General features: G+C 67.2%; 16 protein-coding genes. 5 read left to right on the top strand and 11 right to left on the bottom strand.

Annotated elements, in window-relative coordinates; genetic code table 11:
* Nucleotides 1-98: 98 nt before the first annotated feature.
* From O7629_RS32225 to O7629_RS32205, 5 genes are all read right to left on the bottom strand, one after another.
* Complete coding sequence (locus O7629_RS32225) at nucleotides 99-1,808, bottom strand: serine/threonine-protein kinase (protein WP_278174064.1); 1,710 nt, start codon at nucleotides 1,806-1,808, stop codon at nucleotides 99-101.
* 20 nt (nucleotides 1,809-1,828) lie between these two features.
* Nucleotides 1,829-5,071, bottom strand: a complete 3,243-nt coding sequence (locus tag O7629_RS32220) for a type I restriction endonuclease (protein ID WP_278174063.1) — start codon at nucleotides 5,069-5,071, stop codon at nucleotides 1,829-1,831.
* A 110-nt stretch (nucleotides 5,072-5,181) separates the two neighbouring features.
* Nucleotides 5,182-5,817, bottom strand: coding sequence for a dihydrofolate reductase family protein (locus O7629_RS32215; protein ID WP_278174062.1), 636 nt, complete (start codon nucleotides 5,815-5,817; stop codon nucleotides 5,182-5,184).
* Nucleotides 5,817-6,326: an SRPBCC family protein gene (locus O7629_RS32210; RefSeq protein ID WP_278174061.1), complete on the bottom strand. Its 510-nt coding sequence runs from the start codon at nucleotides 6,324-6,326 to the stop codon at nucleotides 5,817-5,819. The genes O7629_RS32215 and O7629_RS32210 overlap by 1 nt, the downstream gene beginning before the upstream one ends.
* Before the next feature lie 3 nt (nucleotides 6,327-6,329).
* Nucleotides 6,330-6,671 (bottom strand): metalloregulator ArsR/SmtB family transcription factor, encoded by a 342-nt coding sequence (locus tag O7629_RS32205; protein WP_278174060.1) that lies wholly within the window; start codon nucleotides 6,669-6,671, stop codon nucleotides 6,330-6,332.
* Nucleotides 6,672-6,772: 101 nt separating this feature from the next.
* Here O7629_RS32205 and O7629_RS32200 point away from each other — a divergent pair, with 101 nt between their 5' ends.
* The 3 genes from O7629_RS32200 (at nucleotide 6,773) to O7629_RS32190 (ending at nucleotide 7,828) form a co-directional block, all read left to right on the top strand.
* Nucleotides 6,773-7,126, top strand: coding sequence for a type II toxin-antitoxin system RelE/ParE family toxin (locus O7629_RS32200; protein WP_278174059.1), 354 nt, complete (start codon nucleotides 6,773-6,775; stop codon nucleotides 7,124-7,126).
* A 2-nt stretch (nucleotides 7,127-7,128) separates the two neighbouring features.
* Complete coding sequence (locus O7629_RS32195) at nucleotides 7,129-7,428, top strand: helix-turn-helix transcriptional regulator (protein ID WP_278174058.1); 300 nt, start codon at nucleotides 7,129-7,131, stop codon at nucleotides 7,426-7,428.
* Between the two features lie 82 nt (nucleotides 7,429-7,510).
* On the top strand, nucleotides 7,511-7,828 hold the full coding sequence (locus tag O7629_RS32190) for a helix-turn-helix transcriptional regulator (RefSeq protein ID WP_278174057.1): 318 nt from the start codon (nucleotides 7,511-7,513) through the stop codon (nucleotides 7,826-7,828).
* A gap of 19 nt (nucleotides 7,829-7,847) precedes the next feature.
* Here O7629_RS32190 and O7629_RS32185 read toward each other — a convergent pair whose 3' ends face one another.
* From O7629_RS32185 to O7629_RS32175, 3 genes are all read right to left on the bottom strand, one after another.
* Nucleotides 7,848-9,083 (bottom strand): helix-turn-helix domain-containing protein, encoded by a 1,236-nt coding sequence (locus O7629_RS32185; RefSeq protein WP_278174056.1) that lies wholly within the window; start codon nucleotides 9,081-9,083, stop codon nucleotides 7,848-7,850.
* Entirely contained in the window at nucleotides 9,080-9,223 is a 144-nt protein-coding gene (locus O7629_RS32180) for a hypothetical protein (RefSeq protein ID WP_278174054.1), read from the bottom strand. The genes O7629_RS32185 and O7629_RS32180 overlap by 4 nt, the downstream gene beginning before the upstream one ends.
* A gap of 131 nt (nucleotides 9,224-9,354) precedes the next feature.
* Nucleotides 9,355-10,545 carry a helix-turn-helix transcriptional regulator gene (locus tag O7629_RS32175; protein ID WP_278174052.1) on the bottom strand — a complete coding sequence of 397 codons (1,191 nt, stop codon included), beginning with the start codon at nucleotides 10,543-10,545 and terminating at the stop codon, nucleotides 9,355-9,357.
* A gap of 551 nt (nucleotides 10,546-11,096) precedes the next feature.
* Here O7629_RS32175 and O7629_RS32170 point away from each other — a divergent pair.
* The gene (locus O7629_RS32170) at nucleotides 11,097-13,322 is read left to right on the top strand and encodes a DUF262 domain-containing protein (RefSeq protein ID WP_278174051.1); all 2,226 of its coding nucleotides are present in this window, start codon (nucleotides 11,097-11,099) and stop codon (nucleotides 13,320-13,322) included.
* 79 nt (nucleotides 13,323-13,401) lie between these two features.
* Here the strand turns inward: O7629_RS32170 and O7629_RS32165 are convergent, their stop codons facing one another.
* The 3 genes from O7629_RS32165 to O7629_RS32155 all read right to left on the bottom strand — a co-directional run bounded on the left by O7629_RS32165 (nucleotide 13,402) and on the right by O7629_RS32155 (nucleotide 18,946).
* Nucleotides 13,402-14,646: a restriction endonuclease subunit S gene (locus O7629_RS32165; RefSeq protein ID WP_278174049.1), complete on the bottom strand. Its 1,245-nt coding sequence runs from the start codon at nucleotides 14,644-14,646 to the stop codon at nucleotides 13,402-13,404.
* The gene (locus O7629_RS32160; protein ID WP_278174047.1) at nucleotides 14,643-16,637 is read right to left on the bottom strand and encodes a class I SAM-dependent DNA methyltransferase; all 1,995 of its coding nucleotides are present in this window, start codon (nucleotides 16,635-16,637) and stop codon (nucleotides 14,643-14,645) included. The genes O7629_RS32165 and O7629_RS32160 overlap by 4 nt, the downstream gene beginning before the upstream one ends.
* Before the next feature lie 242 nt (nucleotides 16,638-16,879).
* Entirely contained in the window at nucleotides 16,880-18,946 is a 2,067-nt protein-coding gene (locus O7629_RS32155) for an N-6 DNA methylase (RefSeq protein ID WP_278174045.1), read from the bottom strand.
* 187 nt (nucleotides 18,947-19,133) lie between these two features.
* On the opposite strand from O7629_RS32155, the gene O7629_RS32150 reads away from it, so the two are divergent.
* Entirely contained in the window at nucleotides 19,134-20,360 is a 1,227-nt protein-coding gene (locus tag O7629_RS32150; RefSeq protein ID WP_278174042.1) for a DNA sulfur modification protein DndB, read from the top strand.
* Nucleotides 20,361-20,394: the final 34 nt, after the last annotated feature.

Here is a 20,394-nt window from a genome sequence, read left to right as displayed (position 1 = left end):
AACCGATGACGCACCGCAACCCCGTGACGTTCCGGCCCATAGCCGCTGAACGTGCCCCGGGGCAGCGTTTCTGGAGTGGATACTCCACACCGGAGCGCTCAGCGACGGCGGTGATCCGGCCCTTGCGGCTGCTGGCGTCCAGCTGATCGATGCGCAGGCCCGCAGCCCTGCCTGGCCAGGCGAAGCCGGGCCAGCAGGTCGCCGACTTCCAGGGTGTCCTCGTGCTCTGGTCCGTACACCACGCGCAGGTCGGCGTGCAACTGCTCCAGCTCGGCCGCAGCCTGGTCGATGTCCTGCTCGGCGAGCAGCAGTAGCACAATATCGCGGCGCAGGTCCAGCGCGGTGTCGGATGCATCGCCTTCGGCGTCCCGCACGTACGCGAGGACCTCACGGAACTGGCGTAGCGCAGCCGTGGCCTGGCCGAGCCCGGCCCGGCAGTGCGCCGCCTGCCGCAGACAGGCCATCGCCTCGTCGCTGCCCGGACCTTTCAAACGGGCGTACGCGTCGGCGAGCGCGTCGAACTCGGGCAACGCCGCGCGAAAGTCGTTACCGAGAACGAGGACTGCCGCGCGCTGCTTACGCAGCCCCAGTACACGCGGATGTTCGAGCCCGAGCGCCTTGCCAGCAGCCGTAGCGACTTCGGCGAGAGCTGCGGCGGCCTGGGTGTATCGCTCCTCCCCGAGTAGGTCGTTGGAGCGCGCCATGGCAGCGTTGATCGCGTCCCGTAGCGCGGTGGCGGCTGCGCCGGCCTGCGGCGGCATCGGGACCTCAGGCCCAACGGACGCACCTGCCGCTGCGCTGTCCACTGCTGCTGTCGGCTCGGCACGTGGGCGGGGCGCGTTGGGGCGGCGGTACAGCAGCGTCGGGTCCGGCACTCCGGCCGGCTCCCTGCCGCTGCCGGCGACGGCCGGTGGCGCTCCGGGCGGCGGTAGGTATGGCAGCAGCCGTTCGTATACGTCGAACGCGTCGGCCGGTCGCTGCTCGGCAACCTTCGCGCACAGGTCGAGCACCAACTGCTCGACATCTTCGGGTACGTCGGCGCGCAGCGACCGTAGCGGGACAGGCTCGGCGTACACATGTTGTTGCATCAACTCGAACTCGTTGCCGCCGCTGAACAGCGGCGCTCCGGCGAGCAGTTCGTGCAGCAGGCAGCCGAGGGCGTACAGGTCGGTCTGCGGGGTGACCTGTCCGCCGCGGATCTGTTCCGGCGGCATGTACCGGTAGGTGCCCAGCCGCTGGCCGGTGACGGTGAGCCGGGTGACGTCGGTGCGCAGGATCGCCGCGATGCCGAAGTCGAGGACCTTCACCGCGCCGGTCTCGGTGACCAGCACGTTGTCGGGTTTGAGGTCGCGGTGCACGACCGGGATGGCATGTGCGTGGGACAGCACGGTGCAGATCTGCGCGGCGACGGCGGCGGCCCAGGCCACCGGCAGCGGCGCGTCGGGCCGGACGTACGCGCGCAGCGACGTGCCGCGTACGTACTCCATCACCAGGTAGACCCGGTCGTACGACTCGTCGAGCACAGCGTCGTAGACCTGCGGTACGCCGTGGTGGCCGATGCGGGCGGTGATGCGCGCTTCGCGGCGGAACCGGCGGGCGAACTCGTCGGCCTCCTCCGCTGAGCTGATCACGTCGGTGCGGATCAGCTTGACGGCGATCTCCCGGTCGAGCACGGCGTCGTAGCCGCGCCACACCTGGCCCATCCCACCGGGGCCGATCTGCTCGACCAGTTCGTACCGCCCGTTGATCGGCTCCGGTCGTCGGATCGGATCGGGCCGCTTGACCGGCTCGGGTCGCGCCGCTGGCACTCGGTCCTCCACCCTCGCGGTCAGGCCGCGTCGTCGGTGACGCCTTCCTGTTCGCGGATCATCCGCCAGGCGGCGCTGCGGGCGCTGCGGTTGAGCGAGCTGCGGAAGTCGCGGTCGGGTCCGAAGTAGCGGCGGCCGAGGTCGGCGACGGAGTCGAAGTGGTCCATCATCTTGTCGCCGAAGACCTCGTCGAAGACGTGCCCGAAGTTCTCGACGTCGTTGGCGACGGCGGCGAGGCGTACCGCCGGGTCGGCGACGGCCTCGTTGAACGGGCGGACCACGTCGTCGTCGGTGAAGCTGGTGCCGAACCGTTCGTTGAACCGCTCGATCAGCTCGGACAGCAGCGACTTGTCCGGATCGGCCGCCCCGCCGGCTCCGTCGCCGAAGCCTTTCATCTCGGCGGGGCCTTCCGGGTTGAGGCTGATGTCGACCTCGCCGGTCTTCTCGACCCGCAGGTGGGTCAGGTCGACCTCACCGATGTCGACGCTGCCGTCGCGGCGTCGCTCCAGCCGGTTGAGCAGGTGCCGGCCGTACAGGTAGAGCCGTTCGAGCTCCGGGTCGGTGTACGGGACGATCTGGGCGAGGAAGCCGTACTTGCGGACGTAGTCCATCAGGTCGGACCGGAAGGTCTCGGCGGTGTCCCGGTCGGCGTCGTCGTCGCTGTCGAGCAGGTCGGCGAAGCGTTCGGCGGCCGGGTTGAGGTGCCGGTACAGCTCGGCGTGCAGCCGCTGCCACTTGGCGGCGTTGCCGGCGGCCTGTTCCTCGGCGGCCAGGTATGCCGCGACGAAGTCCTGCATTTCGGCGTCGACCAGCAGTTGCGCGGACATCACCCGACTCTGTGCGGTGTAGAGCAGGTTGGGGTCCGAGGGCAAGGTCTCGGCTTCTTCGAAGTACGGCCGGAACGCCTTTCTGATTTCCTCGGCGTCGTTGACGAAGTCGAGCACCGCCAGGTCGCCCTGGCTCTTGCGTTCGGCGGTGCGGTTGAGCCGGGACAGGGTCTGCACGGCGGAGACCCCGGCGAGTTTCTTGTTGACGTACATGGTGGTCAGCAGCGGCTGGTCGAAGCCGGTCTGATATTTCTCGGCGACCACGAGGATCCGGTACTCGCGTTGCCCGGCGGCGGTGCCGGCGCGGGCGGACCGGTCGTCAGCGCGGGTGTAGGCGAACGCTTTGGGTAGCGCGGTCTCCGGCAGCCCGCCGTTCTCCTTCGGCTCGGTGGTTTCCTCGCCGTCGTAGCTGAGGGTGCCGGAGAAGGCGACGAGTACGCCCGGGTCGGGGTAGCCCCGGTCGCCGAGGTAACGCTTGATGGCCCGGGACATCTGTACGGCACTGTGCCGCGACGCGGTGACGACCATCGCCTTGGCCCGGCCGCCGAGCCGGCCGGCGGTGTGTGCCCGGAAGTGCTCGACGACGATCTGCGCGTGCTGGGCCACCGTGGAGGCGTGGGTGAGCGCGTAGCGGGCGAGTTCCTTGTTGGCCTTGGACGAGTCGACTTCGCGTTCGTCGGGGTTCTCGTTGACCAGCTTCCAGTACGTCTCGTAGGTGACGTAGTTGCGCAGCGGGTCGAGGATGAAGCCTTCCTCGATGGCCTGGCGCATCGAGTACGTGTGGAACGGGTGGTACTTGCCGTCGTCGCCGAGGGCACCGAACAGTTCCAGGGTCTTGTGCTTGGGTGTGGCGGTGAAGGCGAAGTAGGACAGGTTGGCGCTGCGCTGCCGCTGCCGGGCCTTCGCCACCAACAGCGCGTCCACATCGGCCGCCCCGGCCGCTGCCCCATTGTCGCTGCCGGCTGCCCCGCTGCCGCTGCCGCTGCCGGTGCCGGTGCCGCCGGGTGCTTCGACGGCGCCGGCGTCGTCGGAGTCGGCGTCGAGGCCGAGGTCCCGGAGCACCGCCCGGACGGCGGTGGCGGCGTCACCGGACTGCGACGAGTGGGCCTCGTCGACGATGATCGCGAACCGGCTGCCCCGGATCTCGGTGGGGCTGCGCCGCAGGTAGTCGACCAGCGCGGGAAAGGTGTGCAGGGTGACCGTGACGATCTTGCCGGTTTCCCGGGACAGCGCCTGGGCGAGCTGCTCGGACTTGGCGCCGTACTTCTCGTCGATCTTGACGACGAGCCCGGCGGTCTGTTCGAAGCTGCCGACGGTGGCGCGCAGCTGCGCGTCGAGGTTGCGCCGGTCGGTGATGATCACGACCTTGTCGAAGACCGGGCTGCCGGGCTTGACGCCGGCGGCGAGCGCGGCCGGGTCGAGCGCCGCCGGGTCGCCCAGGGTGTGCAGCGACGACAGCCGGTGCGCCAGCCAGGCGATGGTGTTCGACTTGCCGGAGCCGGCGGAGGCCATCACCAGGTAGTTGTGGCCGGCTCCGTGCCGGGCGGCGTGCGCGGTCAACTGCTTGACCGCGTGCCACTGGTGATAACGCGGGAAGATCAATACCTTTCGGGTACGCCCGTCGACGCCCTTTTCCTGCTGCAGGTGGACGAAGCGTTCCAGCAGGTCGAGCCAGTTGTCCGGCTGCCAGATCTGCTCCCACAGGTACGAGGTGGGGTAGCGGCCCGGCCCGGTGGCGGGCGGGTTGCCTCGGCCGCCGGGTCGGCCGGGGCCGTTACTGCCGGTGTTGAATGGCAGGAAGCGGGTCTTCGCTCCACGCAGCGCGGTGGTGACGAAGACCAGGTCGGGATCGACGGCGAAGTTGGCGAGGACCCGGCGGGCGAAGATCAACTCGGTGGGGTCGCGGTCGGTGCGGTACTGCGCCTTGGCGTGCTCGACTCCGGAGCCGGTGAGCGGGTTTTTCAGCTCGGCGGTGGCGACCGGGATGCCGTTGAGGAACAGGGCCAGATCGAGCCGGTTGCCGCGGTCGGCCTGCTTGGTGGCGTACGCCAGCTCGCGGACCACGGTGAGTCGGTTGCTGCGGTAGTCGTCCAGGATCGCGTCGGACTCCACGAACGACGGACGGAAGTAGGCTAGCCGGATCCGTACCCCGTGGTCCCTGACTCCTTTGCGGAGCACGTCGAGCAGGCCGTCGTCGGCGATCGCCTTGTCGAGCCGCTTCGCGAAGCCGCGCTGGGCCTCGTTGCGGTCGCCGCCGTAGTAGGTGACGAGTTCTTCCCACTCGTCAGGCTGGGTCGCCCCGATGAACGTGAACAGTTGTCGGGTGTCGAGCCCCAGCTCGGGCCGGTAGTCGGCCGAGTCGCCTTCGATCCAGCCGCCGGCGCACATCGCCGCGATGATCGCGTCGCCGAAGACCTTTTCGTGGTGGACCGCCATGCTGCCTCCCGCACCGGGCCCGGTTTCCCGGCCGGACCCACCGCCGGAGCGTACCGGCGTACGCGGTTACCGCACAGTCACCGAACGGGCCGCGCTGCCGCCGTCGCGCGTTACCGAGGGTGTACGGCGTAGGTCAGGTGTGTCACCCGTGTCGACGGTTCCGAACGGATCGGCTCCAACGCGACCTTGGCCGCGTCCACGCCATCGAACAGCCGGGTGCCGGCACCGAACAGCACGGGTGCGAGCGCGATCGAGAACTCGTCGACCAGACCGGCGTTCACGTACTGCAGGATCGTCTCGCTGCCGCCGGCGATGCGGACGTCTCGGTCGCCGGCGGCCTCGCGGGCCTGCTCCAGTGCGCGGTGGATGCCGTCGTCGACGAAGTGAAATGTGGTGCCGCCCGGCCGATCCCACGGGTCCCGCCTGTTGTGGGTCAGCACGAAGACCGGGGTGTGGAAGGGCGCCTCTGCCGGCCATGCCCGCTCGCCGAGGTCGAACATGCGCCGGCCCATGATGCTCGCGCCGGTGCGCTCGAACGTCTCCCGGGCGATATCGTTGTCGCGCCCCTGCTCGCCGCCTTCGCCCAGCTTCAGGTTTTCCCGGAAGAACCGCAGCGGGAAGGCCCACGCCTGCAGTTCCATCCACTGCGCCATCCAGCGCTCCAGTTTCGGGTCCTGCTCTCGCTGCTCGGGCGCGCTGTAGCCGTCCAGCGACATCGACACGCTGAAGAACACCTTGCCGGCCATCAGCGATCCTCCTGCCGCCGCTGGGCGAGGTCGGCGACGTAGGCCGCCAGGTTGCTCAGCGTCTGCTCGCCGCCCTCGATCGCGTGGTACTTCTCCACGGCCTGGTCGCGCAGCTCGCGGGTGGGGAAGACGGTACGCATGCTGATCCGGGTCGCCGCGCCGTCCGGTGTGAAGGCCAGGGTCGACTCGAAGGCGTTCGGGTCGTCGCGGGACTCACCGTGCAGCAGCGCGATCCGCTCCGGTGGGACGATCTCGGTCCAGGTGATCCATTCGGAGTAGTCGGTGCCGTCCGGGCCGTACATCACGAAGTCCCACTCGCCGCCGAGGCGGAACTCGAAGGACCGCGTGGTGGTGCTGAACCCCTCCGGGCCCCACCACTGCGCCAGGTGCCGTAACTCGGTGAACGCCTCGAACACCAGCTCCGGCGGGGCGTCGATGACCCGGGAGATCATGATCTCGCGGTCGGCCGTCGCCGGCTCCGCCGGTGTTTCCTGCTCTGTTCCTGCCATCGGTCATTTCTCCTGTCGTGTCTGCTTGAGGTCCTGCACGTAGGCGTCCAGCCGGTCGAAACTCCCGTTCCAGAACTGCTCGAATCCGCCGACCCACTCGTGGATCGGCCGCAGGCCGCGCGCGTCCAGGCCGTAGAGGCGCTGCTTGCCCGCCTCGCGGACCCGCACCAGCCCCACCTCCCGGAGCACCCGCAGGTGCTTGGACGCCCGTGGCTGGCTCATCCCCAGCTCCCGGGCCAGGTCGGTCACCGGCCACTCGCCCGCCCGCAGCAGCGCCAGGATGTCCCGGCGCTGCGGCTCGGCGATCGCGTTGAAGACGTCCGACGTCGTCGCTGCTCGTGCCACGCCAGCCATCATATTCCCATAACGGAATGCGTCAAGTGGGCCGTGCAGTCCAGCTGGCGTCGGGCCAGCTGTGGCCGCCGTGCTGCTATAGCATCTATGCTATGTCCTGGGGTGTCGTGGAGCTGGAGCCGGAAGTAGAAAAGTGGTTGGAGAGTCTGCCGAGTGCCCTGTTCGCCCGAGCCGCGTTCTACGTCGACCTGCTGGCCGAGCAGGGGCCGCTACTGGGCGAGCCTTACACGAAGCAGCTTGATCGGAAGCTCCGTGAGTTGCGGTTCCACCTTGAGCAGCACGCGGTAAGGGTCACCTACTGGATCGGGCCTGGAAGGCGGATCATCTTGCTGACGGTCTTCTTCAAGACCCGGATGCGCGAGGAGCGGGAGATCGACCGGGCGCGGCAGGCGCTGGCGCGGTGTATCGACGAGGCACACCAGGTTGAGGGCGAGGAGGAGGTCTAGTCATGGGTGAGGGTGGCGGTTGGGCTGCGATGCGGGAGCGGCGGTTGGCTGAGCCGGGTGCCGCTGAGGCGTACGAGGCGGCGCGCTTGGCGTTCGAGCTCGGTCGTTCGGTGCGTGAGTTGCGCGAGCGTCGCGGTTGGAGTCAGACGCAGTTGGCAACGGCGTCAGGGATGACGCAGTCTGCGGTGGCCCGGTTCGAGGCTGGCGGGACCGTGCCGACACTCGTGGTGCTGGAGCGGCTGGCAGCGGCGCTGGGAGTGATCCTGAAGGTCGGTTTCGAGCCCCGCGACGCCGCTGCCTGACGAGGCTGACAGCAGATCAGTGGTGGGGTCTGCCCGGCTGCGGGACTGATCGAGGAGAAGGTGCCATGCAGGAGGTCAAGCCATGACGAGCTACATGCGCTGGAGCGACGTCCGGAGCGCCTATGTCACACGGGCCGGCGGTGAGGACGCAGTCGAGGCAGGCAAGCGGGAGCTGTTGGCCACCGTCGTCGGGCACCGCCTCGCCGAGGTACGCAAGGCCCGAGGCCTGACCCAGCAACAGGTCGCCGACCGGATGGGCGTCACCAAGGGCCGGGTTTCCCAGATCGAACAGGGCAAGATCTCCGGGCAGGATGTCGTCGCCCGCTACGCCGCCGCGCTCGGTGGCCGGCTTCACCAGGCCATCTACTTCGACGACGGCGACATCGCCGCGATCGCCTGACCTGCACCCCATCACCGCGTCAGCGTGGGGTGAGGCCGATGGTGGTGGCGAGGCGGGTCAGGTCGGGGGTGGGTGCGGTCCGTAGGAGCGTGGCGACGACGGCGTGGGCGGTGGGTCGGGTGCGGGTTTCGGCGGGGGCGATCTGGTCGGCGGCGATGATGGCGCGGGCGGCGGCCGTGGGGTTGCCGGTGTCGAGGTAGGCGCGGGTGATGTCGATCAGGTGGGCGGCGCGGTGCTCGGCGGGCAGTTCCCGCCAGCCGTGACCGGCGGTGGCGTGCTGGTGGTGGGTGATGGCCTGGTGAGGGTTGCCGAGGGCTGCGGCGACCTGGGCGCGGGCGAGCGCGACGGCGGTCGGCCCGAAGACGGTCATGGTGGTGTCGCCGTCGTCGGGGCGCCGCTGGTCGTGGCTGGTGGCTGCGTGTTTGTCGGCGCGGTCGGTGAGCTGGTGGGCGGTGGTGGGGTCGTTGCCGGTGGCGGCGGCGAGGGCGGCTTCGATGAGCAGGGTGCCGGCGAGAGCGTGGTCGTCCGGTGCGGCGTCGTTGGTCGCGGCCGGGTCGATCAGCGGTACGGCGGTGAGCGCGGCTCGCGTGGCGAGGGTGGGTCGGTGCAGAGCTCGGAGTGCCTGGGCGAGGGCGATGGCGGCTGCGGCGGTGTGCCGGGGGTGGCCGGCGGCGGTGGCGATGGCGCGGTCGGCGGCGAGCCAGGCGAGGTGGGGTTCGTCGAGTTTGGTCAGCAAATGCGCGGTGAGCCGGTAGACGCGGGTGCGCAGGTGGTCGGCGTCGGATCGTGCGTGGGCGGTGGTGGTGTGGCGGGTGTGGGTGAGCAGGTCGGGCAGCGTCCGGAGTAGTTGTGGGTAGTGGGCGTGCTGGTAGGCGCTGTGGGCGTACTGGATGCGGCGGTACAGCTCCTCGACGGACGGTGCGGGTTGGTCGGGGGTGGGGGTGTCGTAGCGGGCGAGGGCGGCGCGGAGGTGTTCGACGGCGGCCGTGGTGGTGTCGGTGGTGGGTTCGGGTCGGCTGCTGGTGGTGGGGGCGAGGATGGTTTCGGGGGTGACGCCGAGGACGGCGGCGACGGTGTGCACGACGGAGATCCGGTCGAGGGATCGGATGCCGCGTTCGACCTTGTCGACCCACGAATGGGACTTGCCGATCCGGTCGGCGAAGACCTGCTGGGTCAGGCCACGCCGGGCGCGCAGTTGGGCAATCCGCCGGCCAATGGGCAGTTCGGCGATGCGGTGGCGGCCGGGCGCGGTCATCGGTGCATGCTCCGGTAGATCTCCTCGGTGGTCGCGCCGCAGCGCGGGCACCACCGGGACTTGACCCGGAACGCGAACAGGCCGAGGAGGAAGCCGGGCATCAGACCGGCGAACACGATCGGTAGCAGTCTGGCGATCACAGGCACTCCGCTGTCGTGCGCGGCGGCACTCGGAGCGAACTGCGCTCACTGCCGCCTGGCTGTCTGGGCATGCGGTTGCATGCGCCACACAGGACGGTAAAAGTGACTTGTAGTTGATCTATTACTTGCAGTTATGGCCGCAGTGTGATGCCGAGTCGACCGGCCAGCATGCGCAGGTCGTCGGGGACCGCGCGCCGTCGGGTGCGGTGCATGATGGCGACGACCGCCTCGCGGGCGAGTGGGTTCAACGCGAACGGTGCCGGCGCGGCCCGTTCGGCCTGGATGAACGCCGCCAATGCCTCGGCGTCGCGCCGCCCACTGGCCGAGAACGCCCGGCCGAGGTCGAGCCAGTAGGACTGGTGACGGTTGGCGGCGACGAGGGTTTGTGGACGTACCGTACGGGACAGCTCGATGACGCGGCCGTGCTCACCCAGCTCGGCGGCGATCGACATCTCCCAGAGGCCGACGTTGGTCGGGCCGAAGCCACAGCCGTTGAAGCCCGCGCCGTCGGCTGGATCCCCGACGCTTGCCGCGTCCCTGGCCGCTTCCGCCAGGTGATCGTGTGCGGTGTCCGCCCGGCCACTGACAGCGTAGGTCAGTGCGGCCGCGAGGTGCAGTTGGCCGAGTACCTGCCGGACCCGCAGATCAGCGGCGGCGGCCTGGGCCTCGGCGAGCGAGCGGTCGGCGGCTCGTGCGGCGAGCGCGGCGGACTCGATCGGCAGGCTCTGGGTGTACGCGAACCGTGCCGCGCCAATCCAGGCCGGGTCCTCGGCCTCCTCAGCGGCTGCCACCGCTACGCGGGCGGCGTTCAGCGCGAGATGCCGGTAACCGAGGTTCCGTAGACACGTCGAGGTCAGATAGGCGGCGTGAGCGAGCGTGGTTTCGCCAACAGCGGCGGCAGCGTGCAGCAGGCCAGGCAGCATCGGTGCCATAGCCGGGTAGTTCGCGCTCGCCCTGAGCTGGTCGACACGAGCAATCCGCCCCGCCAGCTCCTCAGCGCTGCCAGTCGGTGCCTGCCGTTCGCCATCCTCGATCTCGATCAGCGCCGACCAGATCTCCGGAACACACGCCCCTGCCCGGTCCCGCGCCGGATCCCCCGGCTCGGCGCCCTGCCCCAGCAGGTCGGCCACGGTCACCTGAAGAGCACCCGCGATAGCGACCAGCGTTGACCGCCGATCGACACTCTTGCTACCGGACTCCAGCTGCGAGATGTACGGCTGGCTGACACCAGCCAAGCCGGCGAGAACGCCTTGGCTCATCCCACCCCGACGCATCCGCCAGTACCGGATCCGGGAACCGACGGTGTCGGCCTTCTCGGACATACTGTCGCAAACCTCCTGGATAGCGGGCCGGACCACCGACCGCTGGCCTGGCCGGCGGTTCGCTACCTCGACCGTACCCGCCCTCGAGAACTGCGGCGCACTGCCTCGCAACCCACACGAGTGTCGGCAAGGCGCATGGCTGCGCAAGAGGAGCAGCCATTACGTGTCGGGTGCGGACGCATGCCATGACTCTGGCGTCTTGACCGATCAACCCACCCCGAACGTCGTAGTGCCGAGATCAACTGGGTGGTTGCCCTGGCCCAACGCGACGGAATCAATGGCGGGATGGCCGAAGTGCCGGCGGATCGACTGTTGATAACCGCGCCAGAGGCGGCCTTGCCGTGTGAGGCATGGATCGGACCGGCAGATCGTTGACCAGGCGTGCGTCCTCCCAGCTTGTTCGTGGCGTACCGATGACTCGTGGTCTTGTGCGAACCGTGATCGCGGCGACCGGTTCAGGCGACTGTGGACATGTGAGGCGGGTTCAAGGTCAAGCCAAAGCACAGCTACACTTTGCGGCATCGCAAAAGCGGATGCAAGGGAGGTAGGCCGTGTCCGACGCGCCCATCCGTGGCGACGGCTTCACCGTGCAAGGGCTGTTCAGCACGTTCCAGTTTAAACTGGATTCGTTCCAGCGCGAGTACAGCTGGGGTAGGCAGGATGTCAAAGCCCTCATCGATGATCTTGCGAGCCGGTTCCTTCAGCATTGGACTGCAGGTCAGGAGCGTCGCGACGTTCGGCTATTCGACCCCTACTTTCTCGGCCCCTTCGTCTACTACCGCGATAACGGATTCGCTGCACTCGTGGACGGGCAGCAGCGTATTACGACACTCCACCTACTCATGCTCCACCTCCGCAGGCTGGCCATCGAAGCAAATCGCCGCGAGTACGCGAACGACATCGCGGCTCTTGAGCCGCTCATCGCCGGAACTTCATACGGCGAACGCGCCTACGCTATCGATGAGCCTGAGCGGTCACCTTTGCTAGAGTCTATATTGGATGATAAACTTTATAGTCTCCCTATTGGTGCGAGTCCGTCGGTTGTAAACTTATTCGATCGTAGTGAAGATATCGAGGATCTGCTTCCTGAGGTCATTCGTGACGAGGCTCTGCCGCTATTTATCCACTGGCTCCTAAATCGTGTCTGTCTGGTAGGTATCGACGCAGTGGACCGCCGTCAGGGCTGGTCGATATTCGAAACCATGAACGACCGCGGCGTGCAGTTAGGCCCGGCAGACCTTCTTAAGAGCTTTTTGCTGCGACGAGCCGATAACGTGCATAACCGTGGCCGTTTGGGTGAAATCTGGCGGTCTATGCTTACTCGGCTTCATGGCATTGGTGGCCAGGCAACGACACGGTTCCTGCAAGCGTTGCTTGTTGGGAAGTACGCAAGTGATAAAGCTGACGTCATGGATATCGGAATATCGTTCCATGGTTGGGTCCAGCTTAATGCGGAATCGAGACTTCAGCTCGAGTATCCTGCCGACTTTGCCCGCTTCATCGAGCGAGATCTTCCCAAACTGTCAGAGCGCTTCGTTACGCTCGCAGCGGCTACCACTACCTTGGAGCGAGGTCTGGAGGCGGTGTTTTTCAATTCGGTCAATGAAATCGACCAGATGCCCTTCCTTTTGGCTGCGCTTACGCCGGAAGATACCGATTCTCAATTTCGTGAAAAAGCTGGACTGGTTGCCAGGTACCTTGATCTGGCATACGTGAAAACCATAATTAGAAATGGAGATGATCGCCCGCATGCTGCGGCTCCCGAGTTCTTCGCGCTGCTTTGCGAGATTCGTGTCTGTGGTGACCTTGATCGGTTAAAGAACCTGTTGGGTGCTCAGGGCAGCGTCCTCGATTCCTCGTTCTCCGACATTCGACAATACGGACTGCGTCCGGACAACCGTGCACAGGTTAGATATCTGCTAGCCCGGATTACGGCGTTCGTCGAACAAGAAATTGGGCGTTCTGATCAAGTGGCGCGTTATCTTGATCGATCGGAGCCGTTTGAAATCGAGCACATATGGGCCAACAAATTCGAGAGGCATCAGGCGGAAGTTAAAACCGAGGACAGGTTTCGGTATCAACGGAACCGCATTGGTGCCCTGTTGTTGCTTCAGAAGTCCCATAATGCAGCCTATCAGGCGGCGGCGTATGAAGATAAAGTCGAGTGGTACCGCAGCCAGAACAATCTGGCTGCATCTCTTCACAAGGTGCATCACGAACGAAATAAGCCTTTCACTGGTTTTATCAAAAAAAACGGGCTGGAGAAGCTATTCCGTCCGTTCGAAAAGTTCGACACGGCGGCAATCGATACTCGCCAGCAACTATTTCAACGGCTGTGTGAGATCGTTTGGCATCCGCAGCGTCTAGGGTTTATTGTCCCACCTCAGGTCTCCGTACCCCAACGGACAACTGCAGAGGCAGCCGCACGGCGAACCCGCGCCTACTTCGGTGGGATCACTATTGGGCACTTGGTTTCTGCCGGAGTCCTCCGCTCGGGCGAAGAGCTACAACTGGTATATCGGGGCATTCGCTACGTCGCTCATGTCAACGCGGAGCGAAAACTCGAGTTGGCGACGGGTGAGCAGTTTGATTCACCGTCCCCTGCGGGATCGGCGGTAACCGGTAAGCGGACTATGAACGGATGGAGCTACTGGAAGGTTCGGCGGAGTGGCAGGCTTGTAACCCTGTTCGACGTGCGCTCTGACGCGTTGGAGCGAGGTCTTCTGGACGGCAACGCCTCCGAGGATGGCAGCGTCAATCGGAGTCCTGGCCGCTAATGAACATGCCAAGTTTAGGCGGATGGGCTGGCATGTTGTCGCGACACTGCAATGGCCCCCAGAAGGGTAGCGTGACAATCTACCTTCCAGTGGTTGCTGCTGTATTTGTCACGTCGATCTTCCCTGCTATCGCCAAAGTAACAAACGCCTGTTGTCTTTCCTTCAGTAGGAATATCTGGCGCCTTACCCTTTCGCGTACTGCTTGGGTCAGTTCCCAATTCTGACCCGTCTGGCTGACCAGATCGCGCTGTAGATCCAGGTCGATCGCCGGTATCGGCCATTCTTTCACCTCCTCGAATCGGAGGTTTGCCATCGACTGTGAGGCTCCGTTCGACGAGGCGGAGCAAAGAGCGCGTATCCGGCGTCCGCGCGCAACGGTGGCAAGATAAGACGGATCAATTTGAGACGAGGTTCGTACGCGAAAGATCTTATCCGAGAGTAGCAATTTTGCGCGAGTATTGGGAGGAACCACGGCTGTTGCGCCGACGAGTTCGGGAGTATTCGCTCGGGTGATGAGGAGATCGCCGGGTTGTACTTCATGCCTAGGGCTCGGTGTTAGTTCTTCTGGTAGGCGCTTATTTTCATCCGGAAAGAACTGTCCTGGTCGAAGGCAGCTTACTTTCAGTATTCCCCACTCGTTATTGCCTGCGGGAACAGCTTCACACTGCGGGCTGGAGCCTTGGTCGAAGCCGGCAATGTATCTCCGGAAAGGTCGTGTCCCTGCAGTCTTTGCAAGTTCATCAAGTTCTGTGTCAAGAACCGATGCATTACGTTCGTCAAGACGCGCGATTATCTGGTTCAGAAGATCCGTCACCTTGTTGACCCGGTCGGCCTGGGCATCAAGGATGTCTGCAATGCGTCGCTGCTCGGTCTTAGGGGGAAGTTGAACCTCGAGGTTCCGAATGAACTCGTCCGGCACGCGTTGTTGGCCGGCGACGCCGTACATCTCGGCCTTACCGAGCTTCAGGAATGGGTGCGTACGGGTGAGGTGGAGGAGAAAGCGGGGATCGAGTTTTGGTCCCGCGCGCAGAGTGTGAAGCTCCGTCGTTCCGGCTCCAGCGCCGTTGTATAGGTTACGAACGAGGATAGATCGACATGCTTCGAAGGTTGGCGTAATCTTTGGCACCAGGACGTCGCCGTCCTGAAACCTCGTGTATCCCGTGGCTACAGCTGACTTTGTACGGCGTTGTGATGTATCTAGTCGGGAATCGGGCCAGATTGATTCCATCGGCAGAAATGTCAACTCGGCGTCGGGTGAAAGTCTGTCGAAAGCAGGCGACGGTGGGTTGACCTGAGCAACGTGGCGGAGGCGCACCGTCTTCACCGCGTTACCTCGCCGAGGAGTGCCTGGATTTCGGCTTCGAGGGTTTTGAGTTCGGCGTCGATTTCGGCGAGGGGGCGGGGTGGCTTGTAGACGTAGAAGTGGCGGGTGAACGGGATCTCGTACCCGATCTTGGTCTTGTCGTGGTCGATCCAGGCGTCCGGGACGTGCGGGATCACCTCGCGGCGCAGGTACTCGTCGACGTCCTCGTGCAGCGGCACGTTTTCGTAGTCGCGCAGCTCGGTGTCCGGCTCCGGCTCACCCTTGACCATCTGCACCTCGCCGTCTGGGTCGCGCACCCCGAGGACCTCGCGCATCGCTTTCTGGAACGGTGCGCCGGACGGCCACAGCACGCCCGCCTCGGCCATCGCTTGCCGGGCGGCGTCCCAGGCGGCCCGCTTCGTGCCCCACGATCGGCCCATCAGCGGCTTCAACGCGGTCACGAACGCCTCGACGTCCACCGCCCGCCCGATCGGCTTCGATTCCCGTACCCGGGTGAAGGTCTCCTCGGTGACCTCGAAGCGCAGCTTCAGCGGCCGTTCCACGGTGATCCGCCGGTAGCCGAAGTCCTCGTTGGCGAAGACCTTCACCTTGGCGTGCAGCGGATGCTCCGGGTCGTCGGCGACCTGCAGCGCCGCCGTGTAGAGCCGGGTAATCTCGGCGATCTGCTCGCCGGTCAGGTACTTGCGCTTGTCGCCGAGCGACTTGCGCATCTTGGCGAAGTGCTCGCGGGCGTCCAGCAGGATCACCTTGCCGCGGTGGTCGGGCAGCTTCCGGTTCGTCAGGATCCAGAAGTACGTGGAGATGCCGGTGTTGTAGAACAGCTGGTCCGGCAGGGCCACGATGCCTTCCAGCCAGTCGTTCTCCAGGATCCACCGCCGGATGCGGGACTCGCCCGACTCGGCGGCCCCGGTGAACAGCGGCGAGCCGTTGAAGACGATCGCGACCCGGCTGCCGCCCTTGCCGTCGTCGGTTACCGGCTTCATCTTCGAGATCATGTGCTGCAGGAACAGTAGCGAGCCGTCGTTGATCCGGGGCAGGCCGGCACCGAAGCGGCCACTGTCGCCGAGCCGCTCGTACTCGTCCTCGATCGCGTCCTTGACCTTCTTCCATTCCACGCCGAACGGCGGGTTGGCCAGCAGGTAGTCGAAGCGCTCGTTGCGGTGGCCGTCGTCGCTGAACGAGTTGCCGAACTTGATGTTCTCCGGATCCTGGCCCTTGATCATCATGTCGGAGCGGCAGATGGCCCACGACTCCGGGTTCAGCTCCTGGCCGTACACCTTGACTTTCGCCGACTTGTTCAGCTTCGTGATGTGCTCCTCGGCGGCGCTGAGCATGCCGCCGGTGCCGCACGCCGGGTCCATCACCGTGCGGACCACGCCCGGCACGCTCAACGCGTCGTCGTCCGGGGCGATCAGCAGGTTCACCATCAGCTCGATCACCTCACGCGGGGTGAAGTGCTCACCGGCGGTCTCGTTCGACTGCTCCGCGAAGCGTCGGATCAGCTCCTCGAAGACGTAGCCCATCTGGTGGTTGTCGACCGTCGCCGGCTGCAGGTCCAGGTCGGCGAAGCGGGCCACCACCTGGTAGAGCAGGTTGGCGTCGCTGAGCCGGCGGATGTGCTGCGGGAACTCGTAGCGGTGCAGCACCGCCTGTGCGTTGGGGGAGAACGCCCCGATGTACTGCTGCAGGTGCTTGGCGGTCTGTGCTGGGTCGGCGGCGATCGACTTCAGCGTGTAGCCGCTGACGTTGTAGAAGCTGTGCCCGGCGGCGCGGACCAAGAACCGGTCGATGTCCACGTCGTCCTGGCCCTGGAACCGCTCGGCTGTCTCCCGCACCTTGTCGCGGGTCGGTGCCAGCACACACTCCAGCCGCCGCAGCACCGTGAACGGCAGGATCACCTTGCCGTAGTCGGACTGCTTGTAGTCGCCGCGCAGCAGGTCGGCGACCGACCAGGCGTGGTTGGCCAACTCGGTGTGTCTGCTCGTGCTCAACGGGTCCCCTCCGACGCGCCATCGCCAGGCGGGCGTCGCCGCCCGCCCCACGGTGAGCAGGGTAGCGGGCCGGGATCTTGACACCTTGTCTGTGACGCCCCGCGTGGCGTGGCACCCAGTTGCGCTCAGCGGCCCTTCCAATCGGCAAACTTTGCCACGGAACCGGGGTTTGCCAGTGATGTGCAAACCGGGGTTTCTTGGCAAACTTTGCCGATCTGGCGACCCCGATTGGCAAACCGCGGTCAGCTGGGACGCTGCGGTTCGTCCTGACGGTCGGGGTCAGCGGTCGGCAGCAGCGCGCCGCCGGTGAGGCCGGCCGACAGCGTACGGGCGGTCTCTTCGGCGACGCTGCCCGCCTGCTGCGCGGCTCGGCGGAGCAGGTCGATGCGGCGGAACGCTCGGCCGTACCGCTGCTGTTCGGCCAGCGGCAGCAGCGGCACCCGCAGCCGGCGGGGGTCGACCCGCACGATGGTCGAGCCCGTCGCCGCCGCGCTGAGATTGTCCTCGGCGGCGAGGAACCCGGCGAGGAACCATGGGTCGAGCCGCTGCGGATCCGGGCGCAGCAGCAGCCGTCGCCGGTCGAGCAGCGTGCCGGCGTCGTCGGCGTCGGCGACCCGCACCGCTCGGTCCGGGCCGTTGAGCAGCTCCGGCAGGAGCACGTCCCCGGCCTCGACGATGATCTCGTCGTCGGGGTGGGCGGCGGTGTCGCGGGGCGTCACCGGCGGTCGCAGCAACGTGAGCGCGCCGCCGCGCAACAGGTCCGCGACGGCGGCGGTACGCCAGGTGCGCGCAGTGTCGCCGGTCGGCTGCCACGGCGCGTCGTCGCCGTGGGCCGCCAGCGTGGCGGCGGCCTGTCGCATCCGCCCGTGCAGCGCGGACACCTGTTTGGCGACCGCGCCGGGGTCGGCCGGCACCGGGGCGGCTCGGACGTGCCGGGCCGGGGTGAGATCCACCGTCTCGTCGAGCAGGTCGACGACAGCGACCGCGAGCGAGACGCCGGGCTCCGGGGCGAAGCCAGCGGGGTCGCGCTCGAACGCCCGCCACGCCGTCAGCGCCGCCTCGGCCCAGCCTTCCGGCGGGGTACGCCGGCCTGGGCTGTCGTCCGAGGTGTGCGTCGGGCGGTTCGGCGCGCGGCGGCCGTCGGTGTCCACCATCAGCACCGTCGACGGCTGCCCTGCCTCCGGTTGCGGCTGCTGAACGATCCACAGCTGCAGTCCGATGTGCAGCGGTGGTGCGGCCCCGGCCGGCAGCGCGATGACGGCCCGCAGCGCGCCGGAGCGGACCAGCTCGGCGCGGATCCGCCGCCCCGACGGCCGTACCGCCGCGCCCGGGGGCATCACCAGCACGGCCCGGCCACCCGGCGGCAGATGGCTGTAGCAGTGCTGCAACCAGGCCAGCTCCGACTCGTTGCGGGCCGGCAGCCCGAACACCCACCGTGGGTCGCCGGCTAACTCCTCATGACCCCAGCTGCGGTCGCCGTACGGTGGTGCGCAGAGCGCCGCGTCGGCGACCAGCCCGGCGAACGCGTCGGCGTGCAGGCTGTCGCCAGCTCGGACCTGTGCCGCCGCCTGTGGTGCCTGAACGGCGAGGCGGGCGGCGGCCTCGACGGCTACCAGCGGCACGATGTCCTGGCCGTGAAGGGCGGTGGCGCCGCGGGCTGCGGCGGCCAGCAGCAGTCCGCCAGTGCCGCACGCCGGGTCGAAGATCTTTTCCGGGTACGCCGTGTCCGGGCCGGCGAGCAGGTCGGCGGCGAGCGCGGCGAGCGCCGCCGGGGTGTCGTACTGCCCGCTCGCCGTGGCGTCGTGGCTGTCGATCTCGGTCAGTACGTCGATGGTGGTGGCTGCTCCGGTCTCGGTGAGGCAGCGCAGCACCGGCCGGAGCAGCTCGGCGTCGGCCGGTCGGTACGCCACCCGGTCACCGTCCGGTAGGTCGGCGGCGTGCGCTCGGACCGTCTGTCCGGCCCAGGTGGACAGCTCCTTGTCGGACAGTTCGGCAGCTTTCGCCGGCTCGCTGTCGGCTACGCGACTCGCGGCGACCACGAGCGGTAACAGTCTGCTTCGGTGATCGGGACCGGGCGTGGTGGCCCGCAGCGCGACCCGCAACTCGTCGACGGCGGAGCTGGTCGGCCATTGGCCACGGGCCGACAGCCAGGCCCGCACCTGCGCCAGGTCGTACGCCGGGCTGGTCTCCGTCCCTCCGGTCGGGGCGGGGAAGTCCGGGTGGCGTCGCCGCCAGTTGCTGACGGTGGCACGGGTGACCCCGGCTAACCGGGAGATCTCGGCGGCGGTCACCTGGGCGGGCTGTGACATCGCTGTCCTGTCGTTGAGCTGCTGGTACGTTCACACGCTACATCAACGCCGAAGCGTGTAAACAGATTTGACACCGCTTTCACGTCTGAGTGTGCTAGGGTCTGTATTCAGCAGGGCGCGGCCAGCGGTTCGTCACGGTCGACCTGCCCTGCGCGCCAACACCCCTGTCACCCCGAGGAGCACCCTCATGTCCATCACCATGCCCACCGCCGCCGTCGAAGGCATCCAGCTCACCGTCATCCCGTTCCGCCCCGACGCCGTGATCGGCACGATCGCGCTGCCGGCGCTGCTGCAGCTCGTGCCGTCGCCCCGGCTCGAAGAAGACAAGCGGGCGATGAAGTTCTCCTCCGGGGCGATGCGCCGCCACGCCGAGATTCGCGCCCTGGTCCAGCGCACCCTCAAGGCGAGCCAGAAGGGCCGCAACGTCGCCGACTACGCCCGCTACATCGCCACCGGCGTCAACGGTGAGTACGGCTCCGGCTGGTCCACCCCGCCGATCACCCTCTGGCTCGCCGACGAGATCGGCGACGTCAGCGCGGAGCTCGTCCCCGGCAGCGGCATCTGCCGGATCACCCTGCTCGCCGGCAGCCCGGTCGTCGCCATCGACGGTGAGACGCAGGTGACCGCCCTGCACGAGCTGTACGACGACCCGACCCGGTTCGGCATCACCCACCAGAAGCTCAACACCGTACGGCTGCCGTTCGAGCTCTACTGGGGACTCGGCGCTGACGAGGCCCGGCAGATCTTCTACGACCGTAACGTCGAGGGCGTCGCAGTCGACAAGAACCTCGCCATGTCCATGGACCAGCGTGACTTCGCCACCCAGCTTGCCCGCCGGGTCGCCGACGCCGCAAAGGTCGAACACGACGGCAAGATCGTCCCGTTCAGCACCCTCGTGCAGGCCCGCAAGCGGCAGCTCACCAAGACCGACCCCGAGTTGATCACCCTCTCAGCGCTGCGCGTCCTGGTCGTCACCGCCCTGCACGGCCGGCGCGGCATCGGCCTCTCCTCGGCCAGCGTCAGCGCCACCGACCTGCCCGCCGGCACCACCGCCACCCAGGTCGAACGCCGGCTCGTGCCGCTGCTGGCCAGCCTGCTCGCCCACCTGCACCCGCAGCTCGCCGCCCGGTCCGCCGTCGCCGCCCCAGCCGTACTCGCCGGCATCGGCATCGCCGCCCACCAGGCCACCGGCTGGGCCGCCACCGGCATCCCGCTGACCGACACCGACCTGCTCGATTTGCTCGACGGCGTCCAGTGGCAGCGGGAAGCCCGCTACTGGGACGGCGTCGCTGCCAGCGCCAACGCCGCCGGCGTCCTCAACTTCGGCGGCGGTGCCAAGGACTCCGGCGGCCGGGTCGCCGACGCCATCCTCTACCCCGACACCGAGACCGGCCGCAAGATCCGCGGCCGGTAGCCGCGAACGCGCAGCTGTCCGACAGGAGGTAATG

It is taken from the genome of Solwaraspora sp. WMMD792 (assembly GCF_029626105.1).
Classification (GTDB): domain Bacteria; phylum Actinomycetota; class Actinomycetes; order Mycobacteriales; family Micromonosporaceae; genus Micromonospora_E.
This window is presented reverse-complemented; position numbering and strand designations above follow the sequence as displayed.